At 34.9% G+C, this 19,104-nt stretch carries 20 protein-coding genes, 1 tRNA gene, 1 other RNA gene and 1 pseudogene; 11 read left to right on the top strand and 12 right to left on the bottom strand.

Annotated features, from left to right (window positions below):
* Positions 1-22: 22 nt before the first annotated feature.
* The 5 genes from ACHMWN_RS13240 (at position 23) to ACHMWN_RS13220 (ending at position 2,712) form a co-directional block, all read left to right on the top strand.
* Positions 23-532 carry a hypothetical protein gene (locus ACHMWN_RS13240; protein WP_397301875.1) on the top strand — a complete coding sequence of 170 codons (510 nt, stop codon included), beginning with the start codon at positions 23-25 and terminating at the stop codon, positions 530-532.
* A 174-nt stretch (positions 533-706) separates the two neighbouring features.
* Positions 707-806, top strand: an RNA gene (ffs, locus tag ACHMWN_RS13235) — signal recognition particle sRNA small type.
* Between the two features lie 85 nt (positions 807-891).
* Positions 892-1,551: a fructose-6-phosphate aldolase gene (gene fsa / locus ACHMWN_RS13230; protein WP_397301873.1), complete on the top strand. Its 660-nt coding sequence runs from the start codon at positions 892-894 to the stop codon at positions 1,549-1,551.
* Between the two features lie 104 nt (positions 1,552-1,655).
* Positions 1,656-2,180, top strand: coding sequence for a hypothetical protein (locus ACHMWN_RS13225; protein WP_397301870.1), 525 nt, complete (start codon positions 1,656-1,658; stop codon positions 2,178-2,180).
* On the top strand, positions 2,146-2,712 hold the full coding sequence (locus tag ACHMWN_RS13220; RefSeq protein ID WP_397301868.1) for a hypothetical protein: 567 nt from the start codon (positions 2,146-2,148) through the stop codon (positions 2,710-2,712). The genes ACHMWN_RS13225 and ACHMWN_RS13220 overlap by 35 nt, the downstream gene beginning before the upstream one ends.
* Here ACHMWN_RS13220 and ACHMWN_RS13215 read toward each other — a convergent pair.
* Positions 2,709-3,248, bottom strand: a complete 540-nt coding sequence (locus ACHMWN_RS13215; protein WP_397301865.1) for a D-glycero-alpha-D-manno-heptose-1,7-bisphosphate 7-phosphatase — start codon at positions 3,246-3,248, stop codon at positions 2,709-2,711. The genes ACHMWN_RS13220 and ACHMWN_RS13215 overlap by 4 nt on opposite strands.
* A gap of 37 nt (positions 3,249-3,285) precedes the next feature.
* Between ACHMWN_RS13215 and ACHMWN_RS13210 the strand changes: the two genes are divergently transcribed.
* Positions 3,286-5,343 carry an OPT family oligopeptide transporter gene (locus ACHMWN_RS13210; RefSeq protein WP_397301863.1) on the top strand — a complete coding sequence of 686 codons (2,058 nt, stop codon included), beginning with the start codon at positions 3,286-3,288 and terminating at the stop codon, positions 5,341-5,343.
* Positions 5,344-5,346: 3 nt separating this feature from the next.
* On the opposite strand, the gene ACHMWN_RS13205 is transcribed toward ACHMWN_RS13210, so the two are convergent.
* The 10 genes and pseudogenes from ACHMWN_RS13205 to ACHMWN_RS13160 form a co-directional block, all read right to left on the bottom strand.
* Positions 5,347-7,506, bottom strand: coding sequence for a glycoside hydrolase family 3 C-terminal domain-containing protein (locus ACHMWN_RS13205; protein WP_397301860.1), 2,160 nt, complete (start codon positions 7,504-7,506; stop codon positions 5,347-5,349).
* 10 nt (positions 7,507-7,516) lie between these two features.
* On the bottom strand, positions 7,517-8,629 hold the full coding sequence (locus ACHMWN_RS13200) for a formylglycine-generating enzyme family protein (RefSeq protein ID WP_397301857.1): 1,113 nt from the start codon (positions 8,627-8,629) through the stop codon (positions 7,517-7,519).
* A gap of 43 nt (positions 8,630-8,672) precedes the next feature.
* On the bottom strand, positions 8,673-9,455 hold the full coding sequence (locus tag ACHMWN_RS13195; RefSeq protein WP_397301854.1) for an SDR family oxidoreductase: 783 nt from the start codon (positions 9,453-9,455) through the stop codon (positions 8,673-8,675).
* Position 9,456: 1 nt separating this feature from the next.
* Positions 9,457-10,281 carry an amidohydrolase family protein gene (locus ACHMWN_RS13190; protein ID WP_397301851.1) on the bottom strand — a complete coding sequence of 275 codons (825 nt, stop codon included), beginning with the start codon at positions 10,279-10,281 and terminating at the stop codon, positions 9,457-9,459.
* Positions 10,281-10,610 carry an L-rhamnose mutarotase gene (locus tag ACHMWN_RS13185; protein WP_397301848.1) on the bottom strand — a complete coding sequence of 110 codons (330 nt, stop codon included), beginning with the start codon at positions 10,608-10,610 and terminating at the stop codon, positions 10,281-10,283. Before ACHMWN_RS13185 ends, ACHMWN_RS13190 begins: the two co-directional genes overlap by 1 nt.
* The gene (locus tag ACHMWN_RS13180) at positions 10,607-11,458 is read right to left on the bottom strand and encodes a fumarylacetoacetate hydrolase family protein (RefSeq protein WP_397301845.1); all 852 of its coding nucleotides are present in this window, start codon (positions 11,456-11,458) and stop codon (positions 10,607-10,609) included. Before ACHMWN_RS13180 ends, ACHMWN_RS13185 begins: the two co-directional genes overlap by 4 nt.
* 41 nt (positions 11,459-11,499) lie before the next feature.
* A complete protein-coding gene (locus ACHMWN_RS13175; protein WP_397301842.1) occupies positions 11,500-12,264 on the bottom strand; it encodes an SDR family NAD(P)-dependent oxidoreductase in 765 nt (254 codons plus the stop codon).
* Between the two features lie 24 nt (positions 12,265-12,288).
* Positions 12,289-13,929, bottom strand: coding sequence for a UxaA family hydrolase (locus ACHMWN_RS13170; RefSeq protein WP_397301839.1), 1,641 nt, complete (start codon positions 13,927-13,929; stop codon positions 12,289-12,291).
* Between the two features lie 4 nt (positions 13,930-13,933).
* On the bottom strand, positions 13,934-14,905 hold the full coding sequence (gene fucP / locus ACHMWN_RS13165; protein ID WP_397301836.1) for an L-fucose:H+ symporter permease: 972 nt from the start codon (positions 14,903-14,905) through the stop codon (positions 13,934-13,936).
* 43 nt (positions 14,906-14,948) lie between these two features.
* A pseudogene (locus ACHMWN_RS13160) lies at positions 14,949-15,212 on the bottom strand (glucose/galactose MFS transporter); the annotation flags it as partial.
* A 465-nt stretch (positions 15,213-15,677) separates the two neighbouring features.
* Between ACHMWN_RS13160 and ACHMWN_RS13155 the strand changes: the two are divergent.
* Positions 15,678-15,750 (top strand) — tRNA-Lys (locus tag ACHMWN_RS13155).
* 75 nt (positions 15,751-15,825) lie between these two features.
* Here the strand turns inward: ACHMWN_RS13155 and ACHMWN_RS13150 are convergent.
* The gene (locus ACHMWN_RS13150) at positions 15,826-16,698 is read right to left on the bottom strand and encodes an alpha/beta fold hydrolase (RefSeq protein ID WP_397301833.1); all 873 of its coding nucleotides are present in this window, start codon (positions 16,696-16,698) and stop codon (positions 15,826-15,828) included.
* A 197-nt stretch (positions 16,699-16,895) separates the two neighbouring features.
* Between ACHMWN_RS13150 and ACHMWN_RS13145 the strand changes: the two genes are divergently transcribed.
* The 4 genes from ACHMWN_RS13145 (at position 16,896) to ACHMWN_RS13130 (ending at position 18,875) form a co-directional block, all read left to right on the top strand.
* Entirely contained in the window at positions 16,896-17,216 is a 321-nt protein-coding gene (locus ACHMWN_RS13145; RefSeq protein WP_372820774.1) for an ArsR/SmtB family transcription factor, read from the top strand.
* Entirely contained in the window at positions 17,213-17,710 is a 498-nt protein-coding gene (locus ACHMWN_RS13140) for an SRPBCC domain-containing protein (protein ID WP_397301830.1), read from the top strand. The genes ACHMWN_RS13145 and ACHMWN_RS13140 overlap by 4 nt, the downstream gene beginning before the upstream one ends.
* Positions 17,711-17,743: 33 nt before the next feature.
* Entirely contained in the window at positions 17,744-18,241 is a 498-nt protein-coding gene (locus ACHMWN_RS13135) for an SRPBCC domain-containing protein (RefSeq protein WP_397301828.1), read from the top strand.
* Between the two features lie 208 nt (positions 18,242-18,449).
* Positions 18,450-18,875, top strand: a complete 426-nt coding sequence (locus ACHMWN_RS13130) for a DUF1801 domain-containing protein (RefSeq protein WP_397301825.1) — start codon at positions 18,450-18,452, stop codon at positions 18,873-18,875.
* Positions 18,876-19,104: the final 229 nt, after the last annotated feature.

Genomic DNA, 19,104 nt, shown 5'->3' with positions numbered 1-19,104 from the left:
TGTTTCATAACCTGTTCTAGCTATGCAGATCAAGAAAGTCTATTATGTTTTCGTATTCCTTGTTTTATTAACTGCCTGCAAAAAAGAAGAAACGCCGCCTAGCCGCGAAGAAATCTTAATGGGCGGCACTTGGTCCTTGTTTTCTAGAAAAACTAAAACCACCAATCAAAGTACACAGGAAATCATAGTCGATGAGGTACGGGATGAATGTACCATGAAATCACGAGTACAGTTTCTAGCGAATGGTGTGGTGCGTTATGTCGATAATTGCTATAATAATAAGGAAGAATATGGTACTTGGGGATTAAAGGATAACGAAAAGAGACTATTTGTGAGTATTTCCGTCTTACGAGACAGATCTACCGGATTCGGGCTTGTTGATTTTGGATTTCCGGAAACTGAGCCACTAAGCTTCGATGAAACTCAATTCACATTAAGGTATAATACCTCATATACTTATAGTTCTTCTAACGGATCCACCAATTATACTGTCGAGACCACTTATGTCTACAAAAAAGTAGATTCAATATAAAAACAGCTATTCCTTCCCGTCATCTTCCTACACCTCAATGGTACTAGCAAACTAAAAGCTAACCAAAGCAACATATGAGCAAAAATAACAAGCTCGCAATCAGCATTATACTAATTAATCCATTTTTTTAACGGTTTTATTTTATAAAACGCATGCTTTTTCTACCTTTGTGCCGGGCAAGTCTTTTACGATCAGCTCCCTTTGAACTCCCCCAGGGCGGGAACGAAGCAAGGGTAGAAGGTTGTAGCGGTGCGATAAAAGTTGCTTGCCCATTTTTTTCCCCTTACCCCCTGAAGGGGCGTGTAAACTAATCAGGGTTCTTCTTACCTAAATTATTCCCTACTGGGAAATTAGAAATTATGAAATTTTTTATTGATACGGCAAATCTTGATCAAATTAAAGAAGCACAAGATTTAGGTGTTTTAGATGGTGTTACTACTAACCCTAGTTTAATGGCCAAAGAAGGAATTACTGGCGATGCAAATGTAATTGCTCACTATAAAGCGATCTGCAACATAGTGGATGACAATGTAAGCGCAGAAGTTATTGCCACAGATTTTGATGGTATTGTAAAGGAAGGTGAAGCATTAGCTGCTTTAAACCCTAAGATTGTGGTTAAAGTACCTATGATTAAAGATGGTATTAAAGCCATTAAATATTTTTCTAGTAAAGGAATTAGAACGAACTGTACATTAATTTTCTCTCCAGGACAAGCTTTATTAGCTGCAAAAGCTGGAGCAAGTTATGTATCTCCTTTTTTAGGTCGTTTAGATGATATTTCTACTGATGGTTTGCAATTGATTGAAGATATTCGTTTGATATTTGATAATTATGGTTATCCAACTCAAATTTTAGCGGCATCTATTCGCGGTCCATTGCATATTGTTGCTTGTGCAAAATTAGGCGCTGATGTAATTACTGCTCCTTTAGCTGCAATTACTGCATTATTAAAACACCCGTTAACTGATAGCGGTTTAGCTACATTCTTAGCAGATCATGCTAAAGCAAATGGAAAATAATTTACGAACTTTATTAAATCAAATAGAAAAGCCTCGCAATGCCGAGGCTTTTCTATTTGATAACTTTTGTTCAAAATTCTATATTTGTTAGATAACCACCCAAGATGAAATTTAAAATGCTCTTTTCCTTTTTAGTCCTTTTTTCGATTAATGGCTTTTCGCAATTATCTTACGATGGCACCATTGATTATATTGAAACAAAGATGAACGAATGTGATGGTCTACGTTGGACTTATTCTACCCCATCATATTACCGATTTTCTAAATTAGAATTTGGCGTTCGCAGTGATGATAAATCAAAACTCATTATTAATCTTACACGTACATACGAAAATGGTACCGTAGAAGACGTACAATACATTTTTGATCCAACACATATCAAAGGATTTGGGTACTATACACATAGCGGTGAACAAAATCCTACAGAATTGATTGATGTGCAAATGAATGGAAATACTGCAATTATTATCAACAGAAAAAATGGAACTCAGACTGAAAAAAATGATTGGCATTTTTACATTCCTTATCTAAAACTTGATCCATTAAACAAAGAACGTATGCGACAGGCATTTTTGTTATTGAAGAAATTAGCTGTTGCAAAAAAAGGAAGTGATCCATTTGCCAATTAAATTACCTTTTACTATGAGAATAATCTTAGTCTTTTTTCTTTTTTTTACTTTTCCTGCTTTTAGCCAGCAGCTTAATAAATCAGAGACCATCAAATATTTAAATACTAGACTTTCGGAAACTAAAGAGCTAGAAATCTATTACAACGCAGATAGAAAGTACACAATAAGCAATACCTCATTTTATGAAAGCAGCAAATACAAAAATAAAGTGGTGCTTTCTTACACAAGAAATTTTCTCGATGGATTTGTTGATCAGTTGGAATATATTTTTGACCCTTTACATATATCTTCTTTAGGGACACCGCCAACAACATATAATGAAGCTGTTGGCAAAATGCCCATTACACTTATTGGGCAAACGCTAATTGTGAAGCAAACTACTAATGGAAAAATTAAATATAGCGATCAAAATACTGTGTATTTTCCGTTCCTTCGTTCAGAAAAACTAAATACGGAACGTGTTCAGAAGGCTTTTTTACATCTTAAAAAATTATATCAGGATACTAAGCCGCTTGATCCTTTTTTAAACTAGCTATTGAGCACTTTTTTAACTTTATCATAATCAATCTGTTCATCAGGTTCAATTAAAATCCCCTTTACTCCTGCTCCATTCGCAGCTTCAACATCTCTAGGTTTATCACCAATCATAACTGATAAACTAGGGTCGATATTATAGGTGGCAATAGCTTCTAACAACATTCCAGATAGAGGTTTTCTACATTGGCAAGGTCCAGAAACTGTGGGATGATGTGGGCAATGGTATGCGTGTGTAATTTTTGCTCCTTTTGCTTCGAATTTTTTATATAAAATCGAATGCATTTCCGCTAAAATCTCTTCTGTATATCTATTTAGAGCAATTCCACCTTGATTGGTAATTATAATCAACAAATAACCTTCATCATATAATCTTTTTAAAGGTGGAATTTGATATTCTAATACTTCAAAATCTTCTACTTTACAGATGTAATCGTAAATCTCATGATTTAATACGCCGTCTCTATCTAAAAAAATTGCTTTATTTTTCATCGTCGCAATATAACTAAGCATTTTTAATCCTTGTATGCTCATCAAAAAAAATTAACTTTAATTTTTAAATTTTCATCAAATGAGTAAAGAAGAATTTAAACCCTTTGTTCCTGCAGAAAGTAATGTTGCAGAATTTACCATCAAATCTATTTTATTAGGTTGTATTGCTGGAATTATTTTTGGTGCAGCTACTGTTTATCTAGCTTTAAAAGCTGGATTAACGGTATCAGCTTCCATACCAATTGCAGTTTTAGCCATTACATTAGGTAAAAAATTCTTTAAGACGACCATTTTAGAAAACAACATTATACAAACTACGGGTTCTGCTGGCGAATTTATTGCAGCAGGGGTAGTTTTTACCTTACCAGGATTTTTATTTTTAAGTACAGGAATTGGAGGTCAAAGTTCAAGCGAAGCTTTTTTCAATTACATGACAATTCTTATCCTAGCTATTTTAGGGGGGATTTTAGGAACATTGATGATGATTCCTTTACGGAGATCATTGATTGTAAAGGAGCATGAAAATTTACCATATCCCGAAGGTACGGCATGCGCTTCTGTTTTACAGGCTGGTGAAAAAGGTGGGACTTTTGCTCGTACTGCATTTTGGGGCTTAGGCTTTTCGTTGGTATATGCTTTATTACAAAAAGTATTTCATGTAGTTGCCGAAGCACCTACTTGGGCGACTAAACAAGCAAATAAATTTTTACCATCTGCACAAGTAAGTGGAGAAATTACACCAGAATACATGGGTGTTGGTTATATTATTGGCCCTAAAATATCAGGAATTTTAGTCGCAGGTGGTGTTTTAGCATGGTTAGCATTAATTCCATTATTAGCTACATTGATAGATCCATTGGTTGCAGCAAAGCAATTAACAAAACTAGGTTTACTATTAGATATCACTAAACCTGGTGGTGCAGGAAATTGGGATCCAGTTACACAAACTTTTGCCGATTACCCAAGAGCAATTTACCAAGCCTTTGTAAAACAAATTGGTGCTGGTGCTGTTGCTGCAGGTGGTTTTATCACATTATTGAAAACTATTCCGACCATTATCTCCTCTTTTAAGGAAAGTGTGAGTTCAATTAAAGAAGGCAAAGCTGGTGGTGTGATCAAACGTACAGATAGAGATTTATCCATCAAATTAGTTGGAATTGGAAGTTTAGTTCTGATTCTTTTAATGGCTATTCTACCTCAAATTCCAGGTGATAGCATTTTAAATAAATTACTAATTGGCGTTTTAGTTGTTGTATTTGGCGCATTCTTCGTTACGGTTTCTAGTCGCATTGTAGGTTTAATTGGGTCTAGTAATAATCCGATTTCGGGAATGACGATTGCCACAATTATGGGCACTTGCTTAGTTTTTATTGCTGTTGGTTGGACAGGTAAAATTTATGAACCAATGGCTTTAGTAGTTGGTGGAATGATTTGTATTGCTGCTGCAAATGCTGGAGCGACATCTCAAGATTTAAAAACAGGTTATTTAATTGGAGCGACTCCAAAATATCAACAAATTGCATTGTTCATTGGCGCTATTGTTTCTTCAATAGTAATTGGTCTTACCGTACGTATATTAGATACACCTACTGCAGAAATGTTGAAGCAAGGAATTCATCATGCAATTGGAACCGAAACATATGCTGCACCACAAGCAACTTTAATGGCGACTTTAATTAAGGGAATGCTGTCGTTTAATTTAGATTGGCAATATGTATTAGTTGGTGTTTTTATTGCTATTACTATAGAATTATGCGGAATTAATGCCTTATCATTTGCAGTTGGGGCTTACTTACCTTTATCAACCACGCTTCCCATTTTCGCTGGTGGAGCAATAAAAGGTTTAGTAAATTGGAGAGAAAAGCAAAAAATCAAATCTGTTGAAGAAGAAGAAATTGCTCCAGGAAATTTATTTGCAACTGGCTTAGTGGCTGGTGGTGCAATTGCAGGTGTAATTGTAGCCATTCTGATGGTTATACCATCTGTTAGAGATAATTTAAGCAAATTAAATATCGAACCTATATTTATCAACTGGTTTGGTGATGGTGGTTACCAAATATTAGGTGTATTATTCTTCTTATTTATGGGCTTTGTATTGTATACGATTGGGATTAAAAAGCAAGAAAAGATAGATTAATCTTTATTTCAATTCAAAACTTCCAATTAACTCTGCTTTAGCAGATGATGCGCCAATGATGAGTTGAACTTTGCCGGGTAATATTTGCATTGAATCACTTTGTGGATTATAATGTTGTATATCTGTTGATTTTAATTCAAAGCTCAAAACTTGTTGTTCGCCTTTTTTGAGATGGATACGTTTGAAACCTTTTAACTCCTTAATAGGCATACTAACACCTTCTTGTTTGATATAAAGTTGTACAACTTCATCACCATCATAATTACCTGTGTTTTTTAATGATAGATTAATTTTTAATGGAGTAGTTGCATCTAATTTATTTGCTGATAATTTTAAATCACTGTACGTAAAATTGGTATAACTTAAACCATAACCAAAAGGATAAAGTACAGGTTTCGTAACGTAACGATAGGTTTTACCTTCCATACTATAATTATCAAAAGCAGGAATATCATTAATAGATTTATAAAATGTGATGGGCAATCTTCCAGCAGGATTATAATTTCCATTCAATACATCGGCCAATGCTGCACCACCTTTTTCACCGCCATACCAGGTTTCTATAATCGCATCCACATTTTCCTGTTCCCAATTAATCGCTAGTGCACTTCCATTTAATAAGACTAAAACAATCGGTTTACCCAACTTTTTAAGCTCTTTTAATAATTGAGTTTGTATAGTTGGTAAATTCAAATCGGTTTTATCTCCACCTAAAAAACCTGGCACTTTTATTTTAAGCTCCTCTCCTTCTAATCTAGGCGAAATCCCACCCACAAACACAATAACTTCAGCCTTTGCTGCAGTAGCTAAAGCTTCATCAAAATCACTTTTATAGTTATACTTAGGGGTATCGATTACATTACAGCCTTTGGCATAGACTATATTTGTATGTGGGAATACTTTTTTAATACCTTCAAGTGGAGTAACAATATGTGCAGGGTCGCCATTATAATTTCCTAGTAAAACTTCTGCATCATTAGCATTCGGACCAATAACCGCAAGATTTTTTAAATTCTTTCTTAATGGTAATGTGTTTTTATTATTCTTTAACAACACAATAGATTCTCTTGCCATCTGCAAAGCTTGTGCTTGATGTGCCTCATTATTAACTACACTGTATGGAATTTTCGAATAAGGATTTAATTCGTCAGAATCAAAAATACCCAGCTTAAACTTTGCTCTTAACAAACGGGCAACCGCAGTATCTAATTCACTTTCTTTTAAGAGGCCCTGTTTAATAGCAGGAATTACAGCAGCGCCATAGCCCCAACATTGATTATCTGAACCAGCTTTAATGGCTTGTGCTACTGCTTCAACACTATCTTTTGCAGTTTTATGAAACATGAAAAAGTCATAAAGTGCGCCACAATCTGTAGCAACAAAACCTTTAAATCCCCATTGATTACGTAAAATATCATTTAATAAAAAGGCATCACTACAACATGGTTTACCATATAAACGGTTATAGGCACACATGAATGAATAGACATGACCTTCTTGCGTTAGCATCTTAAAAGCGGGTAAATACGTTTCCCAAAGGTCTCTTTTATTGGGTTTTGCATCAAACTCATGTCTACTTGGTTCTGGACCACTGTGTACTGCAAAATGTTTTGCTGTAGTAATGGTTTTAAAATATGTAGGATCATTACCCTGCATACTTTTTACAAACGCTACACCTAATTTTCCTGTCAGATAGGGATCTTCACCAAAAGTTTCATGACCTCTGCCCCACCTTGGATCTCTAAAAATATTAACGTTTGGTGAATAAAAAGTTAGCCCTGTATAAATTGCTCTATTACCTTCACGTACAAATTGATGATGTTTTGCTCTGGCTTCATCACTAACTGCAACGCCCATATTAAAAATCCCTCGTTCATTAAATGTAGCTGCTAAACCAATAGGTTGAGGAAAAGAAGTAGCCAAACCAGCTCTCGCTACACCATGCAAAGCTTCATTCCACCAATTATAAGCTGGCATTTTCAATCGATCTATTGCAGGTGCATTACTATTCATTTGTAATGCTTTTTCTTCTAAAGTCATTCGCTTTAGTAAATCCTGAACGCGAGAATCTAAGGGTAAACTTGGATTAAGATAAGGAGCTTCTTGTGCTTTTAAAGCGCTAAAAAATAAAATGAGGCAGGCAATTAACGCTATTCTTTTCATATTGGTTTTATTAATCTGCTACACATCTGAAACCAGTATGCTCAAGTCCAGTATCTGCAGATGTTTTCATTCTTGAACTTACACGATAACCTTTACAATACGTCGCGTTGCACATAAAAGATCCACCTCTAACTACTCTTTTTGGTACTAGAGGTTCCATTGGGTCATTACTTTTCGTTGGTCCGGTTGGATTATGACTTACGGTATTTTTTATGGTTTCATAATAATCATGATCGTACCAATCACTACACCATTCCCAAACATTTCCAGCCATATCAAATAAGCCGTATCCATTTGGTTTAAATTGTTTAGTTGCAGCTAATCGGTAAAAGCCATCCCAATTTGTGTTTTTATTAGGGAAATTTCCTTGCCAAGTATTTGCTTTTGGTTTACCTTTTTCAATATCTTCATTGCCCCATGGGTAACTTACATCTTTTAAACCTCCAAGAGCAGCATATTCCCATTCGGCTTCGGTTGGTAAACGCTTTCCAGCCCATTTACAATAGGCCATTGCGTCATTCCATGAAACTTGAACGACAGGGTAATTATCTTTTCCAATAATATTGCTTTTTGGACCTTGAGGGTGTTGCCAATCTGCTCCTTTTTCCCAACTCCACCATTGTGAAGCATCATTTAAACTAACAGCACGATTTGGTGGGCTAAAAACTAAGGAAGAAGCAACTAATACACTATCAGGGGGTTTAGGTGTGCCAGGTGGAACTTGTTTTTTGATTTCTTCCCAATCTGGTTTGCGTTCGGCAGTTGTGATGTAGCCAGTTTCTTTAACAAAAGTTCTAAATTGAGCATTGGTAACTTCAGTAGCATCTATCCAAAAACCATCTAATTCAACCTTATGTCTAGGAAATTCATCTTCTCTACCTTCCTTATCTGCTGATCCCATTATAAAAGAACCGCCTTTAATCCACACCATTCCTTTGTGGTCTGCTTTGCCTTGTTTTATAGCTAAATCTGAAGTGGTTTCTCCAAAACGGGATGGTAAATTGCTTTCACAAGATCCTAGTTCACTTTTTGTAGTAGTTTTTTCATCTTTTGGTGTTGTCTGATTACAGGAAAAAATACTAACAGCAACCAAAATAAAAATAGCATATAAACCTTTCGTCATTAGTTATTTAGTTAAAAAGAAGAAAGATATTCTCAAATAAAAATTAGGATATCGCTCTGTCTAAATGCACATAACCACCATCTACATGAATTAACTGACCAGTAGTGTGGCTAGATTTGTCTGACAGTAAAAATACAACAGTTTGTGCAATTTCTTCAGGCGTTGTCATTCTTTTTTCGTATGGAATTTTATCAGTGATTGTCTTTAGTTTTTCTTCAGGATTATCGAAAGTACTAATCCAAGTTTGATAAAGTGGTGTGAATGATTCGGCAACAATAACTGCATTAACACGTATACCGTATGGCAATAATTCTACTGCCCATTCTCTTGTTAACGCATTACGTGCACCATTTGCTGCAGCATAAGCTGATGTTCCGCCTTGGCCAGTTTCTGCTGTTTTGCTGCCAATATTTACAATTACACCTTTACTTTTCTTTAAAGCAGGTAAAGCATAATGTGCCAACATATAATAGTGAATTACATTTTTATGTAATGAAGCTATAAAACCTTCATAGCTTCCATTTTCTAATCCCACTCCATCGTTTACACCTGCATTATTAATTAATCCATCAATCTTTCCGTATCTGTTGATTATAGTTTCTACAACGTGTTTGCTTGCTTCTGGATTTGTTAATTCTGCTGTAACGAAATCAACTTGCTGACCTAAAGCTTTTATTTCATCAACTAATTTCAAATTATCGCCTTCATTTCTGCCAATTATAATAGGTAAAGCCCCTTCAGCAGCTAAAACTTTAACAATAGCAGCTCCAATTCCTTTAGCAGCACCAGTAACAATAATTATTTTATGAGTTAGATTTAAGTTCATTTTAATTGATATTATAGAATTTTACAGCATTATCATTAAAAATTGCTTGCTTTTGCGCTGCCGTAAAATCTTTGGTATATTTTTTTAATAGGTTAATCCAGTTTGTATAGTTTGAAGCTAATAATAGTACAGGCCAATCGCTTCCAAATAGAATTCGATCTGATCCAAAGCTTTCAAAAATCACATCCAGACAGTTAAATATTGTTTTTTCATCCCAATTTACCCAATCACATTCAGTTAACAGTCCAGATAATTTACAAAAAACATGTTTTTGTTCTGCAATGATGCGGATATTTTTAGTCCAATCTTCGATCTCTTTATTTTTAAGATCTGGTTTAGCACAATGATCGATTATAAAAGGCTGATCTTCTACTTTGTTTAAAAAATCTATTACTTCTGTTAACTGATGGTGCTTAACCAAAATATCATAGGTATAATTAAATGATTTTAAACTATTAATCCCTTGGATAAAATCTTGTTGTAACAAAAAACCTGTTGGTTCAGCCTGCACAATATGACGCCAACCTTTAATGATAGATTGTTTCGAATACGTTGCTAATTGTTCATCCAAATTTGGGTTTTTCAGATCTATCCAACCTACAATTCCCTTAATAAACGAATTCTGCTGTGCTAAATCAATCAAAAATTCAGTTTCTTTTATAGATTGGTCTGCTTGCACCGCTACACATCCTTGTACTTGATTAGCTTTTAATTCAGTAATTAATGTATTTGGTAAATAATCATGACGCAGGATTGCCATTTCATCAGCTATCCAAGCATCTCTTATCGGATCAAATTGCCAGAAATGTACATGGGTATCAATCATTATAAACTGAAAATTTTATCCATTACTATCCATTTTTCACCTGGTTTTGCAAATGGTAATGCTTGCTGATATTTCCACATTAAGGTTTCCCATTCTTGCACTTTTGGATTTGCTAAATCGGATGCATTCTTTTGTTCAAAACTAAATGTATCATTTACCTCCATAATCATAAACAACCGATTACCAGCACGATAAATATCTAATATTTCAATTCCAGAATCAGTAATGCTCTTTAAGATTTCCGGCCAAACTGCAGCATGATATTCCTCGTATTTAGCAATTAGTGTTTCATCATTAACTAAATCTAAGGCAAAACAATATCTTTTCATACGGTATATGCTTTTGCAGTTTGTTTACTAGTTCCTAATCCATCTATTCCTAATTCAACAACATCACCAGGCTTAAGATACCAAGGTTCTGGTTTTTGACCTAAACCTACACCAGCAGGAGTTCCTGTTGTAATTACATCCCCAGGTAATAAAGTCATAAACTGACTGATGTAATGCACAATAAAAGGAACATTAAAAATTAAGTTAGCAGTTGTACCGTCTTGTAGTTTTTTGCCATTTACGGTTAACCATAGGTTCAATTGATGTACATCTCCTATTTCATCTTTTGTAGCAATGTATGGACCTAAAGGTGCAAAAGTATCGCATCCTTTACCTTTTGCCCATTGTCCGTTGCGCTCTAATTGAAATTCTCTTTCGCTGTAATCGTTGTGTAAACAATAACCCGCTATGTAATCATATGCATTTGCTTCGTCAACGTAACTTGCTTTCTTTCCAATTATAATCGCTAATTCTACTTCCCAATCTGTTTTTCTACTTCCTTTCGGAATAATTAAATCATCATTTGGACCAACAATGGCAGTTGTAGATTTAAAAAATAAAATAGGTTCTGTTGGTATTGGTGCATTGGTTTCTTTGGCATGGTCTAAGTAATTTAAACCAACACAAAGCAATTTTGATGGTCTAGCTAATGGAGAACCTAAACGCACATTCGAATCTACTTTCTTAAGGTTCGTACCTGATATTTCTTTCTCCAGTTTTTCAATTCCACCTTCACTAAAAAAATCCTCGTTATAATCTGCTACTACATCTGATACATCAAAGTATTCATTATTTATGATTACACCTGGTTTTTCTTTTCCTATTTCTCCAAATCTGATTAATTTCATATGCTTATATTCTCGTACTAATTATTATTCTATTATTGATTTTAGTTGTTTAATGTGGTAAAGCCACCGTCTATGGCATAATCTAAGCCTGTAATAAAGGAAGCTTCATCACTGCATAAATATAAAGCCAAATAACCAATTTCTTCTGGCTTTGCCATACGACCAATAGGTTGTGATTTAGATAATTTATCAAACATTTCTTCTTTATTATCTGCGTAATTTTTATCTAGGAAACCATCAACAAATGGAGTATGTACTCGTGCTGGAGAGATAGAATTACATCTAATGTTTTCTGTGAGGTAATCTTTAGCAACACTCATGGTCATTGCTTTTACCGCCCCCTTAGCTGTGCTGTAGGCAAAACGATCTGCCAAACCAACCAATGCAGCTATCGATGCCATATTTAAAATTACTCCTCCTCCACTTTTACGAAGTTGCGGAATAGCAGCACGAATGCAATTGTAAACGCCTTTTACATTTACATTCATTACTTTGTCAAAATCTTCTTCCGCGGTGGTATCAGCCTTGCCGATGTGGGCAATTCCAGCATTATTTACTAAAACATGAATAGCACCTATTTTCTCGAAAACTGCAGCTGTTTCTGGTTGAACAGCTACGTTACAGCTATGAGCAAAAGCTGTATTTCCAGCAGCTTGAATTTCTGCCACTGTTTTTTCTGCATTTTCTGCACTTAATTCTAAAATATGTACTTCTGCACCATTTTGAGCTAAAGCAAGTGCAATTGCTTTTCCAATTCCACTACCACCACCTGTAATTACTGCTTTTTTCTGTTGAAATGAAAACATGTATTTTATTGTTTTTTTTACTAATTAAAGACTAACTCCTCTTTTCCAAGGAATGAAATCATCTTGATTTAACTGTACTGCTTTTGGAATTTCTTCGCCACTAGCAACGCTAATGCAATAGTTAAGAATATCTGCGCCCATTTCTGGGATAGTTTTATCTCCCGAAATGATCGCACCAGCATCGATATCGATAATATCTTTCATTCGTTGTGCTAAACCTGTATTTGTAGCCACTTTAATAGTCGGACAAACCGGATTTCCAGTTGGTGTACCTAAACCTGTGGTAAACAAAATTAGGGTTGCTCCTGCTGCAGCTTTCCCTGTTGTTGCTTCAACATCGTTACCTGGCGTACAGACTAAATTTAATCCAGCTTTGGTAGCAGGCTCTGTATAATCTAAAACATCTGTTACTGGTGATGAACCAGCTTTACGAGCTGCACCTGCAGATTTTATCGCATCGGTAATTAAACCATCTTTTATATTTCCTGGAGATGGATTCATGTGAAAACCAGAACCAACTTGATGAGCTAATGCATTATATTCTGTCATTAGTCGAATAAACTTACGAGCAGATTCTTCATTCTCACAACGATCTATCATTTCTTGTTCTACCCCACATAATTCTGGAAACTCAGCTAACAAAACTTTTCCACCAAGTGCAACTAATAAATCTGCACAATAACCAACAGCCGGATTTGCAGAAATACCACTGAAACCATCGCTACCTCCACACTTTACGCCTAAACACAATTTACTTAATGGTGCTGGTTTTCGTTCTATTTTATTAATCTCAATTAATCCTTTAAAGGTTTCTTGTATGGCATCTTTAATTAATTGCTCTTCACTCTGCGCACCCTGTTGCTCAAAAACTAACAAAGGTTTATCAAATGATGGATTGCGTTTTTTCAGCTCTGACGTAAAATCACTTACTTGTAAATGTTGACAACCTAAACTTAAAACGGTAATGCCTGCAACATTAGGATGATCGGCGTATGCAGCTAGCAATTTACTTAAGGTTTCTGCATCTTGACGGGTACCACCACAACCACCACTATGGTTTAAAAATTTAATTCCATCTACATTGTTAAACAAACGATTGCGTTTGTTTTCCTGACTAGGAAGCAACAATTCCTCATCAATATTTGCCCCATTTTGATAAGCTTTAATTAACTGCTGAGTATACGATTTATACTTATCGCCAACGGCATAACCAAGTTCTGCATACAGCGCTTCTTTAATCATGTCCAAGTTTCTGTTTTCACAAAAAACTGTCGGAATAAATAACCAATAATTAGCTGTTCCTACTTCTCCGTTACTACGGTGATAACCTAAAAAGGTTCTATTGGAAAACTGATCAACATCTGGTGCATGCCAATCGTAATTTGCGTTTCTATAGGCAAAAGGCTCGGCGGCATGATGTGTATTTGTCGTACTCATTCTGCTTCCTTTTAAAACCTCGTTTTGAGTTTTGCCTACTAGCACACCATACATCATAACTTCCTCTCCAGGTTTCATTCTTTGCATAAAAAACTTATGCTTAGCAGGAATATCTTCTTGAAGGATGAAATCTTCTTGTTCGAAATGAATTACATCGCCTTTAGCTAAATCGTTTAATGCGACTAAAACATTATCATTTTTATGAATTTTTAATACTCGGTGTTTCATTTTATTAATTAACTGAAGATTTTGGCAATCCGTTTTTCTCTGAATTTCTATTACTTATACCAAAAATCAGTATAACGATAAAACAAATTAGGGGCACTAAATAACCGTATTGAATATTTTGAGTAGCATCTGAAATTAAACCTAAAATTGGAGGTAACGCTGCACCACCAACAATTGCCATTACAATTAAAGATGAGCCAATTTTGGTATTATGCCCTAAACCTTCTATTCCGATTGAAAAAATGGTTGGGAACATAATACTCATAAAGAATGCAATACCTATTAGCATATAAACCACAATCATTCCAGAAGCAAAAATGGCAATAGCCGTTAGAATTGAACAGATGATGGCGTATATAATGAGTAATTTTCTTGGGTTGATATAACGCATTAAGAAAACACCGAAAAAACGTCCTAACATGAAGGCTAAACCAAATATCCCTAAATATGTTGTCGAGGTGCCTTCACTTAACCCAGCAGCATGTGTACTCATTTTGATGAAGAAACTCCCCACACAAACTTGAGCACCTACATAAAAGAATTGAGCGAGTATTCCCCATCTTAATTTAATTGATTTAAATGCTCCAGAAAAACTTGCAATACCACTTTCTCCTTCTTCCTCATGTTTAATATCTGGTAGTTTGGTAAAGAAAAATATAATAGCAACAATAAAAATGATAATACCTAAGACTAAATAAGGGCCTTTAACGCTTGCCGCTTCATTACTTAAATAAGTATTTAATTGTTCTGGAGACATGGCTTGTTGTTGCGCTGCTGTTAATTCCTTACCAGAAAGTATCATTTTACCAATGTATTTTGGTGCAATAAATGCTGCTAATCCATTAAAAGATTGAGAAAAATTTATACGCTGAGTAGCCGTTTCTGGCGGGCCTAAAATAGTTACATAAGGATTTGCAGCTGTTTCTAAGAAAGTTAAACCACAGGCGATAATGAATAAAGCACCTAAAAAAAACACATATTGTAAGGTATTTGCTGCGGGTATAAAAAAGGATCGAACCAGTCCCAAAAAGTAATAAGCCTATTAGTATACCCGATTTATAACCGTACTTCCGCATGATAAACCCTGCTGGTAGTGCCATTATGAAATAAGCAATAAAGACAGAAGAATCTACTAATGATGATTCCAGATCATTTAATAAAAAAGCTTTGCGTAAATGTGGAATTAAAATTGGATCGAGGTTATGTACTAATCCCCAAAAGAAAAATAAGCTGGTTACTAAAATGAGCGGAAAAAGATACGTGTTGCCCTTGATTTGGTTCATAATTTAGATTTAGTTTGGTTTGATTTTGCCAAAAGAAATTTAAGTAAAAAAAATATCCTCTGCTACACAAATAAAAGCATTACAAAAAGTACATCATTCAAACATATTGTCTAAATAGTAAGCGATATTGGACACCCAACCTTAAATTAATTTAAAAATTGATAATTAAATTAAATTTTAAGAAGAGGCAGATCCAGCTATTTATGCTGAAAGCTTAATTAAGACATACTTACATTGATTAAAAATAAGGGAAAGAAAATGAATCTGTCTACTTTAACTAAGTTATGACGTTATTTTTTATCAAAAAAAGCAATATAATTTACCATTTTAAATTAGCCTTTGTAATTAATCCACTTATAAATCAGTAATGTACGGGTTCAGTTAAAAAAAACCTTGCATTAAAAACAAGAGAAGCATATATTTGCACCACTTTAAAACAAACGCCTCGGCGCTTAATTCAAAGTAGATTCCGTAGCTCAGCTGGTAGAGCATTACACTTTTAATGTAGTGGTCCTGGGTTCGAATCCCAGCGGGATCACAAAAAGCCTTACAGAAATGTAAGGCTTTTTTGTTTTCAAGTTATTTTATTATTGGGTTGTTAGAAAACTTTCTTTTACTTTAAAAAACCATCCAGGTAGCTTAATATCGTTTTTGTTTGCATCATTAAACTCACATGGCTTTGTGAAGGAACAATAGCCAATTGCGATTTAGGCATTGGCGCTAAATCAGCAGATACACCACCTCCAAGTAATTGATAAGTTTTAATTAATTCGACTTTATCTAGGCCATCGTTATCTCCAGTGATCAGCAATACTGGTGAAGTAATTTTAGAGATATTATCATCACCTATATTAAAAGGAGTGCCAATAAAAGCAATCATCTGTTCAACAAACTTAATCCAATTTGCTTGGACGGGCGCCACTGCATCATACGCTGTTTTAATAGGTGTGTTGTTAAAAAACTCAGGTTTAAAACCTTTAAATCCATCATTTATTGCTGGCAACCAGCCAGTGCTTTTATAGGTAGAAGAAATGATGACTAGTTTTTTTACACGTTTAGGATATTGCGCTATTAACTGATACGCTACAGAACCACCCATGCTATAACCTGCAACATCAGCCCTGTCAACTTTTAAATAATTCATTACTGCATCCACATCACTTGCTAAGGTAGCAATATCTAGCTTTCTGTCCGAAAATGGGGTATGCCCATGACCCTGCATTTCAATGGCAATTACTTTTCTTGTTTTTGATAATTCAGGAATCAGTTCTGACCAGTTAGTTGCAATGGTCATAAAAGCACCGTGTAATAAAACAAGGGGTTTGCCTTCACCATATACTTCATAATAAACTTTAATACCATTTACAGGGGCATATCCACTACTGTTAGGTTTAATTTCTTGTCCCCTAGACTGCGGAGTTGCGGTTAACATTACAATAGCGATTAATATTAATTTAAGGCTACAGAGTTTGATTACATTTTTCATAACACTATTTAATTTTAGTTTGAATTGTTTTGATACTACAAAGTTGTGATTGATTTAATGATATCATGTTGCGTTAAAACGACAACTTCTGGGGTAAATTCCGCCAAAGAAAAAATAAGTTGTAAAAAATTTGCGAAACCAAAAAGTTGCATATATATTTGCAACCGATTAGTTTCTTAATTAAATTTATTCAACACATGAGACGCGATATATTTCAGGCAATTGCAGACCCAACAAGACGGGCAATTATAGCTTTAATAGCATTACAAGCGATGACACCTAATGCTATTGCCGAAAACTTTCATACTACTCGACAAGCAATATCAAAACATTTGCGCATTCTCACTGAATGTGATCTTGTAAAACAAGAATATCAAGGTAGAGAAATTTACTACACGCTTGAAATTGAAAAAATGAAAGAAATAGATAAATGGTTAGAACAGTACCGAAAAATCTGGGAAAACCGATTCAACCAATTAGACCAAGTATTATCAACCCTTAAAAAGCAGAAAAAATGAGCACAACATTATTCTTCGACTTTACTGTCGATAAAGAAAACAAGACCATCAATATTAAGCGTGAGTTTGCTGCCGACCGTTCAACTGTGTGGGACTACTACACGAAATCCGAACTTCTTGATCAATGGTGGATGCCCTCTCCCTGGAAATCAAGAACAAAAAGCATGGATTTTAGTGAAGGAGGTAAATGGCATTATGCAGCAGTTGGACCAAATGGTGAAGAACATTGGTCGATTACTAGTTATGTGAAAATTGAACCAAAAAATATGTTTCTAGCGAATGATGCCTTTGGTGATGCTGATGGAAACATCAATCCGCAAATGCCACAATCAAAATGGACCATGAATTTCAGCGATATGAAAGAAAATACGCTGGTGCATGGGATTATGCAGTTTGCTGACCTAGCTCAGCTAGAGCAAACCATCGCTATGGGCTTTAAAGATGGGCTTACTATGGCTATGGAAAACCTAGATACTATTTTAGCAAAGCATTAAATCAAATTTTATTACAACTTAAAAACAGAAATAATGAACAATTTACTATTTGATTTTACCGTTGACAAGGCAAACAAAACGGTATTTGTAAACAGAGAATTTGCAGCCGACCTTTCATTGGTATGGGATGCGTTTACTACACAAGAAATACTTGACCAATGGTGGGCGCCTAAACCTTGGGGATCTAAAACAAAAGTAATGGACTTTGAAGTTGGAGGTCGTAGATTTTATGCGATGGTGAGTCCTGAGGGCGATGAACATTGGTCACTTCAGCAATATACTTCCATCAGTCCTAAAACTAATTTCAAATATTTGAATTCTTTTGCAGACAAAGATGAAAACCCTGAGTTACCAGGTTCTAATTGGGACCTTACTTTTAGTGAAGAAGATGGAAAGACAAAAGTGAGCATTATAATTAAAAATGATTCACTAGAACGTATGGAAAAGATGATTGAAATGGGTTTCCAAGGAGGATTTACCATGACCCTGAATTATTTAGACGAATTATTGGCTACATTATCTAAAAAATGATTTACGTTTTCAAAACTGTTGTCAAAACCAAAACGCAGGTAAAAAAGCTTAAACCGCTAATTAACCAAATAGTTTCAAGTGATAAATGGAATTTCGACCTTGAGGATTGTGACAAGATTTTACGTATTGACTGCGAAGAAAATATAGTTTTGAAAATAGTAGACTTGCTAAATATTCATAAATTTAATTGCGAAGAATTAGAGTAATCATGAACATACAAGATCACATTAACGAATATATCGCTAGTCAACCAGAGCAAAAACGTGTTGAAATGCAAGAGTTGCATACAACCATTATGGAAGCAATGCCAGGCTGTAAGTTATGGTTCTTGGATGGTAAAAACAGTGAAAATAAAATTGTTTCAAATCCTAATATAGGTTATGGACTTCGAACTATAACCTATGCAGATGGGAAAACCAAAGAGTTTTATCAAATTGGATTAAGCGCTAACACCAGTGGTATCTCTGTTTATATTCTGGGTATTGATGATAAGACTTACTTGTCTAAAACGTATGCAGAAAAATTAGGCAAAGCAAGTGTGACTGGGTATTGCATTAAGTTTAAAAAACTGAAAGATATCAATATTGCTGTACTTCAAGAAGCCATACGGCATGAAGTTGCATTGACGCAATAATAAGAAGCCTTACAGAATATGTAAGGCTTTTTTGTTTTTAATGGTTAGGCAATCTCTTATTTGGTATTATTTTATTTGTCTGAAGGAAATTGCCACGATCATTACCGATGAAAAATCGGAGAATGCTCTCGCAAAGACGAACTTTACAAAAAACTGATTTCTATAGTTGTTATCCGATAGCTGGTTAGGCGATCGTCTTTGCGAGGAGCATAGCGACGTGGCAATCTCC

The organism is Pedobacter sp. UC225_61, assembly GCF_044452285.1.
GTDB lineage: Bacteria > Bacteroidota > Bacteroidia > Sphingobacteriales > Sphingobacteriaceae > Pedobacter.
This window is presented reverse-complemented; position numbering and strand designations above follow the sequence as displayed.